This window comes from Providencia sp. Me31A, from assembly GCF_050487165.1.
Lineage (GTDB): Bacteria > Pseudomonadota > Gammaproteobacteria > Enterobacterales > Enterobacteriaceae > Providencia.
Genome location: NZ_JBKQGZ010000015.1, coordinates 54,875 through 70,903 on the forward strand (window position 1 = coordinate 54,875; position 16,029 = coordinate 70,903).

11 protein-coding genes are annotated in these 16,029 nt (G+C 42.5%); 4 read left to right on the top strand and 7 right to left on the bottom strand.

Annotated features, from left to right (window positions below; all coding sequences use genetic code 11):
• Positions 1-221: 221 nt before the first annotated feature.
• Positions 222-995 carry an FCD domain-containing protein gene (locus ACLPIE_RS13650; RefSeq protein ID WP_430262346.1) on the bottom strand — a complete coding sequence of 258 codons (774 nt, stop codon included), beginning with the start codon at positions 993-995 and terminating at the stop codon, positions 222-224.
• Positions 996-1,139: 144 nt separating this feature from the next.
• Entirely contained in the window at positions 1,140-2,438 is a 1,299-nt protein-coding gene (locus tag ACLPIE_RS13655) for an MFS transporter (protein WP_430262347.1), read from the bottom strand.
• A 384-nt stretch (positions 2,439-2,822) separates the two neighbouring features.
• Between ACLPIE_RS13655 and uxuA the strand changes: the two genes are divergently transcribed.
• The 3 genes from uxuA (at position 2,823) to uxaC (ending at position 6,967) form a co-directional block, all read left to right on the top strand.
• Positions 2,823-4,010 (top strand): mannonate dehydratase, encoded by a 1,188-nt coding sequence (gene uxuA / locus ACLPIE_RS13660; protein WP_430262348.1) that lies wholly within the window; start codon positions 2,823-2,825, stop codon positions 4,008-4,010.
• Positions 4,011-4,074: 64 nt separating this feature from the next.
• The gene (locus tag ACLPIE_RS13665; RefSeq protein ID WP_430262349.1) at positions 4,075-5,541 is read left to right on the top strand and encodes a fructuronate reductase; all 1,467 of its coding nucleotides are present in this window, start codon (positions 4,075-4,077) and stop codon (positions 5,539-5,541) included.
• 13 nt (positions 5,542-5,554) lie between these two features.
• On the top strand, positions 5,555-6,967 hold the full coding sequence (gene uxaC / locus ACLPIE_RS13670; protein WP_430262350.1) for a glucuronate isomerase: 1,413 nt from the start codon (positions 5,555-5,557) through the stop codon (positions 6,965-6,967).
• A gap of 128 nt (positions 6,968-7,095) precedes the next feature.
• Here the strand turns inward: uxaC and fdoI are convergent, their stop codons facing one another.
• Genes fdoI through fdnG form a run of 3 tightly spaced genes read right to left on the bottom strand, consistent with a single transcriptional unit; the run spans position 7,096 to position 11,755 of the window.
• The gene (gene fdoI / locus ACLPIE_RS13675; RefSeq protein WP_430262351.1) at positions 7,096-7,752 is read right to left on the bottom strand and encodes a formate dehydrogenase cytochrome b556 subunit; all 657 of its coding nucleotides are present in this window, start codon (positions 7,750-7,752) and stop codon (positions 7,096-7,098) included.
• A complete protein-coding gene (gene fdxH, locus ACLPIE_RS13680) occupies positions 7,749-8,696 on the bottom strand; it encodes a formate dehydrogenase subunit beta (protein WP_430262352.1) in 948 nt (315 codons plus the stop codon). The genes fdoI and fdxH overlap by 4 nt, the downstream gene beginning before the upstream one ends.
• A gap of 11 nt (positions 8,697-8,707) precedes the next feature.
• Complete coding sequence (gene fdnG, locus ACLPIE_RS13685; RefSeq protein ID WP_430262353.1) at positions 8,708-11,755, bottom strand: formate dehydrogenase-N subunit alpha; 3,048 nt, start codon at positions 11,753-11,755, stop codon at positions 8,708-8,710.
• A 174-nt stretch (positions 11,756-11,929) separates the two neighbouring features.
• Here fdnG and fdhD point away from each other — a divergent pair, with 174 nt between their 5' ends.
• A complete protein-coding gene (gene fdhD, locus ACLPIE_RS13690; RefSeq protein ID WP_430262354.1) occupies positions 11,930-12,760 on the top strand; it encodes a formate dehydrogenase accessory sulfurtransferase FdhD in 831 nt (276 codons plus the stop codon).
• Between the two features lie 127 nt (positions 12,761-12,887).
• Here fdhD and mnmE read toward each other — a convergent pair whose 3' ends face one another.
• Entirely contained in the window at positions 12,888-14,252 is a 1,365-nt protein-coding gene (mnmE, locus tag ACLPIE_RS13695; protein WP_430262355.1) for a tRNA uridine-5-carboxymethylaminomethyl(34) synthesis GTPase MnmE, read from the bottom strand.
• 126 nt (positions 14,253-14,378) lie between these two features.
• Positions 14,379-16,028, bottom strand: a complete 1,650-nt coding sequence (gene yidC / locus ACLPIE_RS13700; RefSeq protein WP_430262356.1) for a membrane protein insertase YidC — start codon at positions 16,026-16,028, stop codon at positions 14,379-14,381.
• Between the last annotated feature and the right edge of the window lies 1 nt (position 16,029).

Below are 16,029 nucleotides of genomic sequence, written 5' to 3' on the forward strand. Positions count from 1 at the left end.
CTTACTGCTCAGGATAAAACAAAAATGACTAGGTCGCTACCTTGCCACTTTTGTATCTACGCAAGCCTTGATCTGATGAGGGTTTTAGAGGTCATCATAAATGAAGGGATAAAAAATAATTTACGTTAAATTAAACCATCATGTCTCTGAGTTTATGTAAACAGATAATTGAGCCGAATTTAATAAATTTGTAATTTATGAAAGCGGCTCAACTAAAAACATTAATTTTTAATTAAATCGACCGGATAGGAGTTAAATAGATAACCATCAAAATTAGGGTCATCAATATCAGAAAGCTCTAATAACCGCTGTTTCACGTTTTCAAGATGCTGCCACATTGCAGCTTTAGCTGCCGCAGGATCTTTTTTAACCATCGCTGCTAAGATAACCTCATGGTCTGTCATCCATGCTTTGCGATAATCTTTATCTGTAATACGAGCATGTAATTTAAGCCACATAGGGTTATTTTCACGCCATCCCCATGACTGCTTAAGAAGCTCAACTAGCATACTATTATGTGTTGCTTGCGCTATAGCAAGATGAAACTCACGATCTCCCGTTTCATCTTCACCCGTTTTTAGTTCATCCCGTTCTCTTTTCAGTGCGTTACGCATATTTGCGATATCAACAGGAGTAACCTGTGTGGCAGCAAATTCCGCAATATTGCTTTCTAATAACTGCCTCGCTTGAAGTAACTCAAAAGGCCCTGCCGCATTAAATTCAGCATCATCAGGTTTATTCTTCTCTGTCCCTCCTTTATCTTGAGGCAGAGCAATGACATAAACGCCAGAGCCTTTTCGCACTTCAATAAGATTTTCAATTTCTAACATAATCAATGCCTCACGTACAACAGCACGAGAAACATCTAGCATTTCAGCAATTTCCCTCTCTGGTGGAAGTCTGTCACCAATCGCATAGCTCATATTAGAGATCATTTGGCGTAAAGCATGACCGACTTCCTGATAGGGGCGTTTATATTCAGTAAACTGTGTCATCACATTGGCCATTCAATTGAAGCTTAAATTGGATTACCTGTAGTTTAACAGATATTGGTCGACCAAAAATAGTTTTGTGAGTAACTAAATAAACAAAAAAGCGCAAAATCTAATTTCTGCGCTTTTTCAACCAGCTAGAACTAACTATGATGATTTTACTAATGAATTATCTTGGCTATACCTATTATCTTCGGGCTCTTTTTTCTCTTTAATCAGTATCCACAAAACAGCAGCGCCAATTAAATCAAAGACCGCTAGAGCGACAAAAAATGGACCAAAACCGATTATGCCGACAAATGCACCGATAAATAAATTAAAGATTAACTGGCCTGTCCAAGCACATGCACCCGCCATACCAACCGCGGTTGCAACTTCATTCTTTTTAAACAAATCTGCACCTAATGTGGCAGCAACTGTCGATAATAGCTGATGAGAAAAACCACCAATACTAATAAGTAAAACAGCAATATATGGATTTTCAACAATGCTCACTAAACCAATGGTCGTCATCAAAATAGCACCAATGGTAAAGGTAATCCGGCGTGAGTTAATTAGTGAAACCCCACGGTCGTTAAAAAACTTAGCCACAAAACCACTCGCTAAGCAGCCTAAATCAGCCATTAAAAATGGTAACCAAACGAACATTGCAATTTCTTTAAGGCTAAAATTGAGCGTCTCAACAAAGAAAATCGGTACCCAGAAATTGATTGTTCCCCAAGCAGGGTCAGCAAGAAAACGGGAAATACCAATTCCCCAAAAATTACGCTGTTTCAAAATATTCTTAATAGAGGTCTTTTCTTTTTTAGATGACTGAAGGTATTTTTCTTGCCCATCTTCAATATAAGCACGTTCTTCATCTGATAATCTTTTTGCATCCTTAGGGTCTTTATAGAAGAAAAACCAAACAAATGCAGCAATAATGGCTAATAACCCCGAAATGATAAATGCAAATTCCCAGCTATGAAATAGGATAGCCCACGCAATTAATGGTGGAGCTAACATGGCACCAAACGATGTCCCCATATTAAATACACCCGTTGCGATACCACGTTCTTTCGCAGGAAACCAAGTTGATGCCGTTTTCACCCCCGCAGGAATTGCGGAAGCTTCACTAAAACCCATAAGTCCGCGCATGAAAGCCAAGCCTTGCCATGAACCGGTCAATGCATGTCCCATGGTGGCTAAGCCCCAAATTAATGCACAAATAAAGAATCCTAATTTCAAACCAATGGTATCAATGAAAAACCCCATTATTGGTTGACCAATTGTGTAAGCTAATTGGAATGCACTCACAATCCATGAATATTGCTCCTTTGTGATCCCTGTTGTATCCATGATAGTTGGTGCAGCAACACCGAGTGCAGTTCTATCTAAGTAGTTAATTATAGTAATAAAGCAAACTAAAAGAATCATGTACCATCGATAATGTTTTAATTTTTTCATAATCAGCCTTTTACGTTTTATATTTTTTAGTAATCCTGAATGAATAAATAATTAACCCTATTAAAAATAAATTTGGTTAGCCAGTAAGGTTAAAAATCGTTTTAAATCGATAAGCTTTCTATTTTGTTATTCGGATTCTGCATAAAACAAAGACTTTGTTTTGTGAGTTGCCTCTTATTTTGTTATTGGTCGCCCAAAATTAATAAGCATTTGTGATCTGGTTAACCAAATGACTTAACCTATATAGATCTCAATGTAATATCGTGGCACAATTTTATTAAATAAATGAAATGACTATCGGTTCCAAAAAGCGGTATGAAAAACGTGCAAAAAGAACTTATTAGCCGATTAAGTAGCATCAGTGAAATATAAACGAGGTTAAGTATGAAACAAACTTGGCGCTGGTATGGACCTACTGATCCGGTTTCTCTATCTGATATTCGTCAGGCAGGCGCAACAGGAATTGTTACGGCACTTCACCATATCCCAAATGGTGAGGTATGGAGTATTGACGAAATACAAAAACGCAAAGATTTAATTGAGGCCAACCAGTTAGAGTGGTCGGTAGTGGAAAGTATTCCTATTCATGAAGATATCAAAACACACACGGGTGACTATGATAAGTGGATAGCAAACTACCAGCAATCAATGCGCAATCTCGCAACCTGTGGTATCCACACTGTTTGTTATAACTTCATGCCAATACTTGATTGGACTCGTACTGACTTAGAATATGAGCTTCCAGATGGTTCAAAAGCATTACGCTTCGACCAAATCGCATTTGCTGTATTTGAGATTTACTTATTACAGCGAGAGAATGCCGAGCAAGATTATACGGCTGAAGAACAAGTTCAGGCAAAACAACGTTTTGAGTCCATGAGCGATGAAGCAAAGCAAAAACTTATCAATAATATCATTGCAGGTTTACCCGGCGCAGAAGAAGGGTATACCCTTGAGCAATTCCGCCAACACTTAAAGCGCTACGAAAATATAGATAGAAATCAATTACGTGAACATTTCGCTTATTTCCTAAAAAAAATAATTCCCATTGCTGAAGAAATTGGAATGAAAATGGCAGTTCACCCAGATGATCCGCCTCGACCAATTTTAGGTTTGCCCCGTATTGTCTCAACAATTGAAGATATGCAGTGGATGGCAAACACCGTTGATAGTGATGCAAACGGCTATACCATGTGTACAGGTTCTTACGGTGTAAGAGCAGACAACGATTTAGTGAATATGATCCGTGAATTTGGCCCACGCATTTATTTTCTGCATTTGCGCTCAACATTACGAGAAGAAAACCCAAATACATTCCACGAAGCGGCACATTTAGCTGGTGACGTTGATATGTATAATGTGATTTGTGCTGTTGCAGAAGAAGAACATCGCCGACTACAAAGCGGTTCAGGCGAATTGATCCCTATGCGTCCAGATCATGGGCACCAAATGCTCGATGACTTAAAAAAGAAAACAAATCCTGGTTACTCTGCGATTGGCCGCCTTAAAGGGCTGGCTGAACTTAGAGGGCTAGAATTAGGTATTCATCGCGCATTCTACCCAAAAAAATAATCCCTCACCATTGAACCTGACAGGCGGTCAACCAATCTTGACCGCCAGCTAACAGGGAGTCATCATGGAAAAGAATATCGTTACTACAGCAATCAATGCTACCCGTCCGAACTGGACAACTGACCGCCTAACTACCCGTATCGTTCACATTGGTTGTGGTGCATTCCACCGTGCACACCAAGCACTCTATACCCATCACGTATTAGAAAAAACAGACAGTGATTGGGGGTATTGTGAAGTTAATTTAATGTCTAAACAGAGTGCTACTTTGATAGACAACCTTAAACAACAATCCATGATTTATACGGTGGCTGAAAAAGGTGAAGCACATACCGAATTAAAAATTATTGGCTCAATGAAAGAGGCTTTACACCCTTTGATTGATGGCGTTGATGCCATTATTGAAAAAATGGCTTCGCCTTCTGTTAGCATTGTTTCTCTTACTATCACTGAAAAAGGCTATTGCACCGACCCTGCAACCGGAAAACTAGATAAAAATCATCCACTCATTAAGCAAGACTTGGCAACACCAAATACCCCTGCCTCAGCAATCGGTTACATCACAGCAGCGCTAAAACGAAGAGCTGAACGTCAATTACCCCCATTTACTGTGCTCTCTTGTGACAATGTTCGAGAAAATGGTCATGTGGCTCAAGAAGCCGTTTTAGGGTTAGCACAACTACAAAGTACCGAATTAGCCCAATGGATAGAGAACCATGTTACATTCCCCTGCACCATGGTTGACCGAATCGTTCCTGCTGCAACAGAAGAAACCTTAGCTGAAATCGCAGAACTCTTGGGCGTTAAGGACGACTGTGCCATTGCTTGTGAACCTTTCCGTCAATGGGTTATTGAAGACAATTTTGTGAATAGTCGGCCTGAATGGGATTGTGCAGGGGCACAATTTGTAAAAGACGTTGTGCCATTTGAGCTCATGAAATTAAGAATGTTAAACGGCAGCCACTCTTTCTTAGCTTACCTTGGTTACTTAGGTGGATATGCACATATTTCTGATACGATGACTAACCCCGATTACCGTCGTGCCGCACATGCATTAATGTTAAATGAGCAAGCACCAACTCTGATCATGCCAGAAGAGACTAACTTAACAGCCTACGCTGATAATTTAATCGACCGCTTTACAAATCCATCGTTAAAACACCAGACATGGCAAATCGCGATGGACGGTAGTCAAAAACTTCCACAACGTTTATTAGACCCTGTCGCATGGCATATCAAAAACCAATCTGATTATCGTCATTTGGCATTAGGTATTGCCGGCTGGATGCGTTATGTCGCGGGTAGTGATGAACAGGGGCAAAAAATTGATGTACGAGATCCTCTTGTTGATACTTATGCCGCCATTTATGCGAAACATGGGTTAACTGTTTCAGTTGTGGATGATTTGCTCGCCATTGACACTATTTTTGGCACTGACCTTCCTCAAAACCCACACTTTGTGGCAACCATTAAATCGGCCTATCAACAGTTACTTGATATCGGTGCTCGTCAAGCAGTTGCTAAGCTTTAAATTGGATACTGATATGAAAACATTTCTTTGTGAAGATTTTTTGCTAAATAATGAAATAGCTCGCCGCCTTTATCATGACTATGCTGCGGCAATGCCCATTTATGACTATCACTGTCACTTAAACCCTCGTGAAATTGCAGAGAATCGCCAATTTGAAAACCTCGGGCAAATATGGCTAGAAGGCGATCATTATAAATGGCGTGGAATGCGCTCAGCGGGGATCCCTGAGTCTCTCATTACAGGTAGTGAGACGGATCATTACGAAAAATATCAGGCTTGGGCAAAAACCGTTCCTATGACACTAGGTAACCCTCTGTATCATTGGACCCATCTTGAGCTCCGTCGACCTTTCGGAATTACGGGTAAGCTATTTTCTCCTGCCACTTCAGAAGCCATTTGGCACGAAGCAAATGAAAAATTGGCACAACCCCAATTTTCAGCTCGCGGAATTATGCAGCAAATGAACGTGCATATGGTAGGCACGACAGATGACCCAACGGACTCGTTAGAATATCATCAACAAATTGCCCAAGATGATACCTTCAAAATTGAGGTTCGCCCAAGCTGGCGTCCAGATAAAGCCTTTAAAATTGAACTTGATGGTTTCATCGATTACATGGATAAACTAGGGCAATCGGCAGATATTAAGATTAGTCGTTTTAGTGATCTGTTATCAGCCTTAGAGGTGCGCTTAAATCACTTTGATAAGCAAGGCTGTGTTGCCTCTGATCATGGCATTGAAATCTTACGTTATGCTCCAATTCCAGATGAAAGCATCTTAGATACTATTTTACAAAATAGGCTTAATGGTAAGTCAATCAATGAGTTATCTATCGCACAATTCTCTACTGCAGTGCTCGTTTGGCTAGGTAAACAATATGCTAAGAGAAACTGGGCTATGCAGTTACATATTGGTGCATTACGTAATAATAACAGCCGCATGTTTGCACTTCTAGGCCCAGACAGTGGATTTGACTCTATTGGTGATAACCCTATTGCTTATCCTCTTTCTCGCTTGTTAGATGAAATGGATAAAAGTAATGAGCTACCAAAAACTATTCTATATTGCTTAAATCCCCGCGATAATGAAGTATTAGCCACCATGATGGGTAATTTTCAAGGGGGTGGTATTGCCGGAAAAATTCAGTTCGGCTCAGGTTGGTGGTTTAACGACCAAAAAGACGGTATGTTACGTCAACTTGAACAACTTTCACAATTGGGCTTATTAAGCCAGTTTGTCGGTATGTTAACTGATTCACGTAGCTTCCTGTCTTATACTCGCCATGAATATTTCCGTCGTATTCTATGTAATATGTTAGGTACATGGGTAATCAATGGTGAAGCTCCCCATGATGAAGCTATGCTAGGCAAGCTTGTGCAAGATATCTGTTTTAATAACGCAGTTAATTATTTTTCCCACAAATAGTCCAAACCACGCTTTATTACTCAAACCTGATACACGCGCGTGTCAGGTTTTTTATTAGGGTTTTAGCCCTAAATAAAAAAGCCCATTTCACAATGTGGAATGGGCTTCTCAAACTGACTAAATAAAACTTAGTTTTTCTCTTGCTGCTGTTTTTCCTGCTTTTCTTTTTCAAGCAGTTGGCGGTACCACAGCGGATGGTGCTTTCTTGCCCAACCACGGGTTACCCAACCTTCAACCATCGCCCGTACTGAACCTTTCACCCAAATCGCTGCATAAGCGTGAACCACAATCATGATGATCAACGCAATTGCAGAGAGCGAATGAATAAGAATCGCCGCACGATAAACAGGAATAGGGAAGTAATCTGCGAAATAAGGACGCCACATAATCACTCCCGTGATCACCAACGCTAATAAGCAGATAGTGACCACCCAATACACCCCTTTTTGACCGAGGTTATATTGACCAACATCGCCAGCTTCTTCGTTTTTCAGCACTTTACCGATATTTTTCGCCCACTTAATATCTTCTTTATTAATGAAGTTATGGTGGAAATAGCGGAAGAACATAAACACGAACAGCAAGAACATTGCCGTACCCACAAATGGATGCAAAATTCGTGACAGTTGTGGTGTACCTAAAATGTTCATAAACCAATTTAGGGATGGGAAGAAAAACCCTAATCCACTGATTGCTGTGAATAAAAAGCAAATCACAACCGCCCAGTGATTGACTCTTTCAATCGGTTTATGGCGGATAATTTTGTCGTTATCATCTGGCATCATTTCTGATCCTCCCCTTCTTTTGATTTAGAAGCGTCATCAGATGACATTGCGTTATGCAAATCTTCTAAAGCCTCTTCTTCATCTTTTTTGGAGACGCGGTTTGGACCAATACCCACATAGTGGAAGATGGCCGCCGCAAATGTTGCAGCAAAACCAACCGCAGCTAACGGCTTCCAGATACCTTTCCAGAAAGTGACTGTTGGGCTGATTGTCGGGTTCTCCGGCAACCCGTGATACAACTGAGGTTTGTCAGCATGGTGCAGAACGTACATCACATGCGTACCGCCAACACCTTCAGGGTCGTATAAACCTGCGTTCGCATAACCACGGGTTTTCAGCTCATCAACACGCTCACCAGCCATGTTAATCATGTCTTCTTTGCTACCAAAATGGATAGCACCCGTCGGACACGTTTTCACACAAGCAGGCTCTTGACCGACTTCAACACGGTCAACACATAGCGTACATTTGTATGCACGGTTATCTTCTTTGTTGATGCGTGGTACGTTAAACGGGCAACCCGCAATACAGTAACCACAACCAATACAGTGTTCTGATTGGAAATCAACAATACCGTTTTTGTACTGAACTATCGCGCCTTCTGAAGGACACGCTTTCAAACAACCCGGATCAGCACAGTGCATACAGCCATCTTTACGGATCAGCCATTCAAATTTATCGTTCTCTTCAACTTCAGAGAAACGCATCACCGTCCATGACTTAGCGGTTAAATCTGTTGGGTTATCATATACCCCAACGTTAGTCCCGATTTTGTCACGAATATCGTTCCATTCGGAGCACGCGACCTGACAGGCTTTACAACCGATACAAGTCGTCACATCGATAAGCTTTGCAACTTCTTCCTTATAGTCCCGCACCTGAGGTGCGGGAGTCAGGGAATTGGTGGCAGAGCGACGAATAATGTCCTGAGATTGCATTGACATAATTTATCTCCTTACACCTTTTCCACATTGACAAGGAACGATTTAAATTCCGGTGTCTGAGTATTTGCATCGCCCACAAACGGCGTTAACGTATTAGCAATAAAACCTTTCACCGCTAAACCTTCAAAGCCCCAGTGAATTGGAATACCGATAGTATCGATATCTTTCCCTGCCACTTTCAGCGTATGAATACGTTTGGTCACCACAGCTTTCGCTTTGATGTAACCACGTTTAGAGCTGACTTTCACCGTATCACCTTGTTTGATACCTTTTTCATTCGCCAGACGTTCACCAATTTCAATGAATTGTTGTGGCTGAATGATGGCATTTAACAATGCGTGTTTTGTCCAATAGTGGAAATGTTCGGTCAAGCGATAAGTCGTTCCCACATAAGGGAATTCTGTCGCTTTACCCATCTGCGCCCAGTCATCTTTAAACACACGAGCAGCTGGGTTTGATACCACATTTGGATGCAATGGGTTAGTATCCAGCGGTGTTTCAATAGGCTCATAGTGCTCAGGGAATGGGCCTTCGGCCATTTTATCCAGTGCGAACAGGCGTCCCATACCTTCTGGTTGCATGATGAACGGCCCCACACCACTACCCGGTGCAGCATTGCTATAGTCAGGAATATCCATTCCTATCCATTTGCTGCCATTCCACTCAAGAATTTGGCGTTTTGGGTCCCAAGGTTTACCCATCGGGTCCGCAGATGCACGGTTATAAATTACACGGCGGTTCAGCGGCCACGCCCATGCCCAGCCCAATGTATTACCTAGTCCTGTTGGGTCAGAGTTATCACGGTTAGCCATTTGGTTGCCTTTTGGCGTCCAACTGCCGGTGAAAATCCAGCAACCACTTGATGTCGTTCCGTCGTCACGTAATTGAGCAAATGAGCTAAGCAGTTCACCTTTTTTCGCAATAACGTTGCCATCCGCATCTTTCAAGTCAACTAAAGCATAGCCATTGTTTTCTTGAGCAACTTCTTCTGGCGTTGGGTTATCACGGTCAAAGTAATTCCAAGTCATACTGAGAACTTGTTCAGGTACCGCACCGCCTTCAGAGGCATACAGTTGACGTAGACGATGGAAAATACCAGACAGAATTTCACCATCACTGATAGCCTCACCCGGGGCATCCGCACCTTTCCAATGCCACTGCAACCAACGTGCCGAGTTAACAATCGAGCCATTTTCTTCAGCAAAACAGCAAGATGGTAAACGGAATACCGTAGTTTGAATTTCTGCTGGATTTACATCATTCATTTCACCGTGGTTTTGCCAGAAATTCGACGTTTCGGTGTTCAGCGGGTCAACCGTGATTAAATATTTCAACTTGGAAAGCGATTTAATCACTTTGTTTTTATTCGGGAACGACGCGACAGGATTAAAGCCTTGGCAGATATAGCCATTCACTTCTCCTTTATCCATCATTTCGAAATAACGCAACACATCGTAGCCTTGATCCCATTTCGGTAATAAATCAAAGCCCCAGTTATTTTCTTTTTGCGCTTTATCACCATAAAACGTCTTCATTAAACTGACAAAGAATTTCGGGTAATTCCCCCAATAGTTCACTTGGCCTTCGACGGTCGCTTTTGGCGTATTTGCAGCTAAGTAACTTTCTAATGTAGTTTGTTTTTCTGATGGTAAGGTTAAATAACCAGGCAAGCTTTGAGATAACAAGCCTAAGTCAGTTAAACCTTGGATATTGGAGTGTCCGCGTAGTGCGTTAACACCACCACCTAACATCCCCATATTACCCAGAAGTAACTGGATCATCGCCATGGTACGGATGTTTTGCGCACCGATGGTATGTTGTGTCCAACCTAACGCATATAAGAATGATGCCGTTTTATCTTTAGCGCTCGTTTCTGCGAGGTACTCACAAACTTGCAAGAAATCTTTGATTGGCGTACCACAGATATTATTCACCACTTCAGGCGTATAACGGCTAACGTGCTCTTTCAACAAGTTCAAGACACAGCGTGGATGTTTGAGCGTAGGATCACGCAGCGCAAGGCCGTTTTCATCCATCTCATAGTTCCACGTGGTTTTGTCATATTGACGTTTTTCTTCGTCATAACCTGTAAACAAGCCATCATCAAAACCATAATCTTCACGGATAACCAGACTGGCGTTAGTGTACGCTTCTACGTATTCACGCTGAATTTTTTCATTATCCAGTAAATATTTGATAACACCTGATAAAAACGCGATATCAGTACCAGAACGAATAGGCGTATAAAAATCCGCCACTGCCGCAGTACGGGTAAAGCGTGGGTCAATAACAATTAATTTGGCTTTATTATGGATTTTAGCTTCCATCGCCCAGCGGAAACCAACTGGATGCGCTTCTGCCGCATTACCACCCATAACGACAACTAGGTTTGCATTTTTAATGTCAACCCAGTGATTGGTCATCGCACCGCGACCAAATGTTGGAGCAAGACTTGCTACCGTTGGTCCGTGTCAGACACGCGCTTGGTTATCGACGGCAAGCATGCCGAGAGCGCGGGTGAATTTTTGCGTTACAAATCCGCTTTCGTTACTACCAGCCGATGCACACAGCATACCGGTAGTCAGCCAACGGTTAACGGTCACACCGTCTTTATTTTTCTCAATAAAGTTTGCATCGCGGTCTTCTTTCATTAGCTTAGCGATACGATCAAACGCGTCATTCCAAGTGATACGTTTCCACTCATTGGTACCCGGCTCACGCACTTCAGGGTATTTTAAACGGCTTTCACTGTGGATGAAATCGATAAGTCCAGCACCTTTCGGACAAAGTGCACCACGGTTTACCGGATGATCCGGGTCCCCCTCAATATGGAAAATGCTTTCTTTTGCATTTTTCGCGCCATCACCTAGGCTGTACATTAACAGCCCACAGCCGACAGAACAGTAGGTACAGGTATTTCTGGTCTCTTTCGCACGCAGTAATTTATACTGGCGCGTTGACGCTAACGCAGTGGCAGGCGCAAAACCCAAAGCCGCTGCCGTCGTACCTGCCATACCGCCAGCGCAGATCTTAAAGAACTGCCTTCTGCTGACTTGCATGGGGATCTCCTCATTTACATTGCTCATGTTTACCTAACGCCAATTGTGATAATCAGGTAAACTGTTTTTATTCAACGTCTTCCTTACGTATCCAGGTTCATTGCCTGGCAAATGGTGTAAATTCTTTTTACCCATAATTAATATTATGTATCATTAATGCTAGGAATTCACCTAATGTATGAAACAAATACTACAAATACCCCCAAAATAATCAAAATGATTGGCTTAAACCACACAACAGTGCAACAAAAAAACAACCTGAATTCCCCCGTAACTGACTATGTTGCCGAAGAATATCCTGTCGCTTTAGTCTTCAATGGTATTTCCCATGTAGTCATGATGGCAACACCAAAAGATCTTGAGGATTTCGCTGTTGGGTTCGCTATTTCTGAAGGGATAATACAATCAGGTGCAGAAATTCGTGGAATTGATATCGTGGAAGGTTGTAACCGCGGAATTGAGGTACATGTTGAATTATCTAGCCGTCGGTTTATGGAGCTCAAGGAACGCCGTCGTAATTTAGCAGGGCGTACTGGGTGTGGTATTTGTGGTACTGAGCAGCTTGAAGAAATTTTCAAACCCATTGCACCATTACCTTTTACACAAACATTTTCCCTGTCTTATTTAGACAGCGCCTTGCACGAACTCAAAAAAGTACAAGAAATTGGTGCATTAACGGGCTGTACCCATGCTGCCGCATGGATATCACCAGAAGGGCAATTAGTCGGTGGATGTGAAGATGTCGGTCGCCATGTGGCTCTTGATAAGCTACTGGGTATGAAAAGCCGTAATCAATGGCAACAAGGTGCGGTACTAGTTTCCAGCCGTGCCAGCTATGAAATGGTGCAAAAAACCGCCAATTGTGGTGTAGAAATCCTATTGGCAGTCTCGGCAGCGACAGCACTTGCAATCGAAGTGGCGGAAAAAGCCAATTTAACCTTAGTCGGTTTTTGCCGACAGGGAAAAGCGACGGTATTTACTCATGGTAGCCGTATCACGAATTAACAATATTGTTGTACAGAATACGTTGTACAGAATACAAAGTGCTTAGCGTTAGATTAAGAAGATTAAGAAGATAAAAAAGACAGGAAACCTACACGTAAAACCGTGTAGGTTAACTATGGATACCGTATCACTTCCCGATACAGAAACTTGAGAAAATGCGGCCTAACAAATCATCAGAAGTAAATTCACCTGTGATTTCACTGAGTTCTTGCTGTGCTAAACGTAATTCTTCGGCCAGTAACTCACCGGAGCGAGCGTTCACTAACTGTTCATAGCCCTGTTCAAGATGAACTGCGGCCGCATTCAATGCTTGTAAATGGCGACTACGAGCAAGGAACCCCCCTTCGGTATTGCTGTTAAAACCAATCGTCTCTTTCAGATGATCGCGCAGCAAATCGATGCCTTTTTCTTCGCGAGCAGACAAGCGAATTAACGGATAACGAGTATTATCAATAAACTCAATAGGTTCGCCTGTCATATCTGCTTTATTACGAATTACGGTGACCGGAAGCGCATCTGGTAAGCGAGCCATAAATTCAGGCCAAATTTCTTGCGGCTCAGTGGCATTGGTTGTGGTGCTATCTACCATAAATAACACATGGTCAGCTTGTTCAATTTCTTTCCATGCGCGTTCAATACCAATACGTTCGACCTCATCACTGGCTTCACGCAAACCCGCGGTATCAATAATATGCAAAGGCATACCATCGATATGAATATGTTCACGCAATACATCACGTGTTGTACCCGCAATATCCGTTACAATCGCCGCTTCACGACCCGCCAATGCATTAAGCAAGCTCGATTTCCCCGCATTCGGACGGCCTGCAATCACAACTTTCATTCCCTCACGCAACAAGCTACCTTGACGCGCTTGGGAACGCACTTGTTCTAAATCGGCCACCACCTCATTGAGCTTAGCTTCAATTTTACCATCAGACAGAAAATCAATTTCTTCATCTGGGAAATCAATCGCCGCTTCCACATAGATGCGCAAGTGAGTGAGTGCTTCCACCAGTTGGTGAATATGGGAAGAAAAAGCCCCCTGTAACGAGTTCATTGCTGAACGTGCCGCTTGCTCTGAACTTGCATCAATTAAGTCAGCAATCGCCTCAGCTTGGGCTAAATCAAGCTTATCATTTAAAAATGCACGCTCAGAAAACTCTCCCGGATTGGCAATACGAATACCATCAATCGTCAATATTCTTCTTAACAATAAATCAAGAATGACAGGACCGCCGTGTCCTTGTAATTCAAGCACATCTTCACCAGTAAACGAATTTGGTCCCGGGAAATATAAAGCGATACCTTGGTCAAGAACAGAGCCTTCCTCATCACGAAAAGGAAGATAATCGGCATAACGCGGTTTTGGCAGCTTACCCAATACCGTTTCTGCAACGAATGCCGCTTTAGGGCCCGAGATTCGTAAAATACCGACACCACCACGACCGGGAGGTGTTGCCTGTGCGACGATAGTATCGTTGATTTGCATGATGTTTCTCTGTCTTTAACTTAAAAACTATTTTTTGAAAAGAATAAAGGCGACCGTGTTGGTCGCCTTTATACTACTATAGAATCCCGTTTTGTGAAGCCATTCTCAATTTACTGAGAAACGAGATTATTTTTTCTCTTTTTTATCGCGACTATGCAGACCACGTTTTTCCAGACCACGGTAAATCACTTGCTGCTGGATGATGGTCACTAAGTTACTCACGATATAGTACAGTACCAGACCAGATGGGAACCACAGGAAGAAGATAGTGAACACGACAGGCATGTAAGTCATAATCTTCTGCTGCATAGGGTCAGTCACTGCTGTTGGTGACATTTTCTGGATAACAAACATCGTCACACCCATCAACACTGGCAGGATGTAGTACGGGTCTTGTGCAGACAAGTCTTGTATCCAACCGAAGAACGGTGCGTGACGCAGCTCAACAGAACCCATCAACATATAGTAAAGTGCAAGGAAAATCGGCATTTGGATAAGCAGCGGTAAACAACCACCCAGTGGGTTTACTTTTTCTGCTTTATACAGTGCCATCATTTCTTGGCTCATGCGTTGTTTATCATCACCAATACGCTCACGCATTGCAGCCAGTTTCGGTTGCAGCAAACGCATTTTCGCCATCGAGGTGTACTGCGCTTTCGTTAGCGGGTACATAATACCACGAACGATAAAGGTAATAACGATGATGGCAATACCCCAGTTACCCACAAAACCGTGAATAAATTTCAGCAGTTTAAACAGCGGCTGAGAGATAAACCATAACCAACCATAATCAACGGTTAAGTCTAAATGCGGCGCAACGGCTGCCATTTCAGACTGAATTTCTGGACCAACCCATAACGTTGATGAATAAGTACCAGCACCATTAGCCGCGATAGTCATTGGTTCACTCTTATAACCAATGATGGCAGACTTTTTATCAAGATCGATAGTATAGAAGGTACTTTTTTCAGTGCTTCCCGGTATCCAAGCCGTTGCAAAATATTGTTGCAACATTGCAACCCAACCACCTTTTGTAGTTAGGCTAAGATTTTTGTCTTCGATGTCACCGAAACTATATTTTTTATAGTTATTTTCATCAGAAGAATACGCTGCACCACGATAGGTATGCAGTGCAAAATTACTGCTGCCTGTATCACGCTCTTTTGGCAGTTCAATCGTTTGTTTTAACTGACCGAAGAAAGCGAGACTCAATGGTTGGGCTGTTGGGTTTTGAATACTGTATTCAACTTCAACAGTATATTGGCCACGTTTAACAATATACGTTTTTTGATAAACAACACCGTTGTTATCCGTAAATGTCATTGGTACGCGTAAAACGTCTTGTCCATTCTCTAATGTAAAAGTTGCAGAATCTGCACTGTACAGCGGACGTTCGCCATTATTATTTGCTGGATTGTCTGGACCGTGAGGGCCAATCAAACCACTTTGTGCCTGGTAGACAAAGCCTGGGTTAGTTTCCAGTAAACGGAAGGGGTCTTCCGAATGAAGGGTCGCAGGATAGGCTAACAGGTCAGCCTCATCGATATCACCACCACGAGTATTGATGCGAATATCCAGTACATCAGTTTTGACTGTGATGAGCTTACCTTGCTCACTGCCAGTTACGGCCTGAGCATCACTGCTTGGCATATCCGCTTGTTGCGAAGTTTGAACAGTTTTAACGTCCTGAGCAACTTTATCGCTCTCCCAGGCCTGCCAAACTAAGAACGACACGAACAACAAAGCGATGAGTAGAAGATTGCGTTGCGAATCCATC

What these genes read in the sequence shown, in the direction of transcription:
- ACLPIE_RS13650 (WP_430262346.1), bottom strand. Translation starts at nt 995, where the DNA reads ATGACACAGTTTACTGAATATAAACGCCCCTATCAGGAAGTCGGTCAT.
- ACLPIE_RS13655 (WP_430262347.1), bottom strand. Translation starts at nt 2,438, where the DNA reads ATGAAAAAATTAAAACATTATCGATGGTACATGATTCTTTTAGTTTGC.
- uxuA (WP_430262348.1), top strand. Translation starts at nt 2,823, where the DNA reads ATGAAACAAACTTGGCGCTGGTATGGACCTACTGATCCGGTTTCTCTA.
- ACLPIE_RS13665 (WP_430262349.1), top strand. Translation starts at nt 4,075, where the DNA reads ATGGAAAAGAATATCGTTACTACAGCAATCAATGCTACCCGTCCGAAC.
- uxaC (WP_430262350.1), top strand. Translation starts at nt 5,555, where the DNA reads ATGAAAACATTTCTTTGTGAAGATTTTTTGCTAAATAATGAAATAGCT.
- fdoI (WP_430262351.1), bottom strand. Translation starts at nt 7,752, where the DNA reads ATGATGCCAGATGATAACGACAAAATTATCCGCCATAAACCGATTGAA.
- fdxH (WP_430262352.1), bottom strand. Translation starts at nt 8,696, where the DNA reads ATGTCAATGCAATCTCAGGACATTATTCGTCGCTCTGCCACCAATTCC.
- fdhD (WP_430262354.1), top strand. Translation starts at nt 11,930, where the DNA reads ATGTATGAAACAAATACTACAAATACCCCCAAAATAATCAAAATGATT.
- mnmE (WP_430262355.1), bottom strand. Translation starts at nt 14,252, where the DNA reads ATGCAAATCAACGATACTATCGTCGCACAGGCAACACCTCCCGGTCGT.
- yidC (WP_430262356.1), bottom strand. Translation starts at nt 16,028, where the DNA reads ATGGATTCGCAACGCAATCTTCTACTCATCGCTTTGTTGTTCGTGTCG.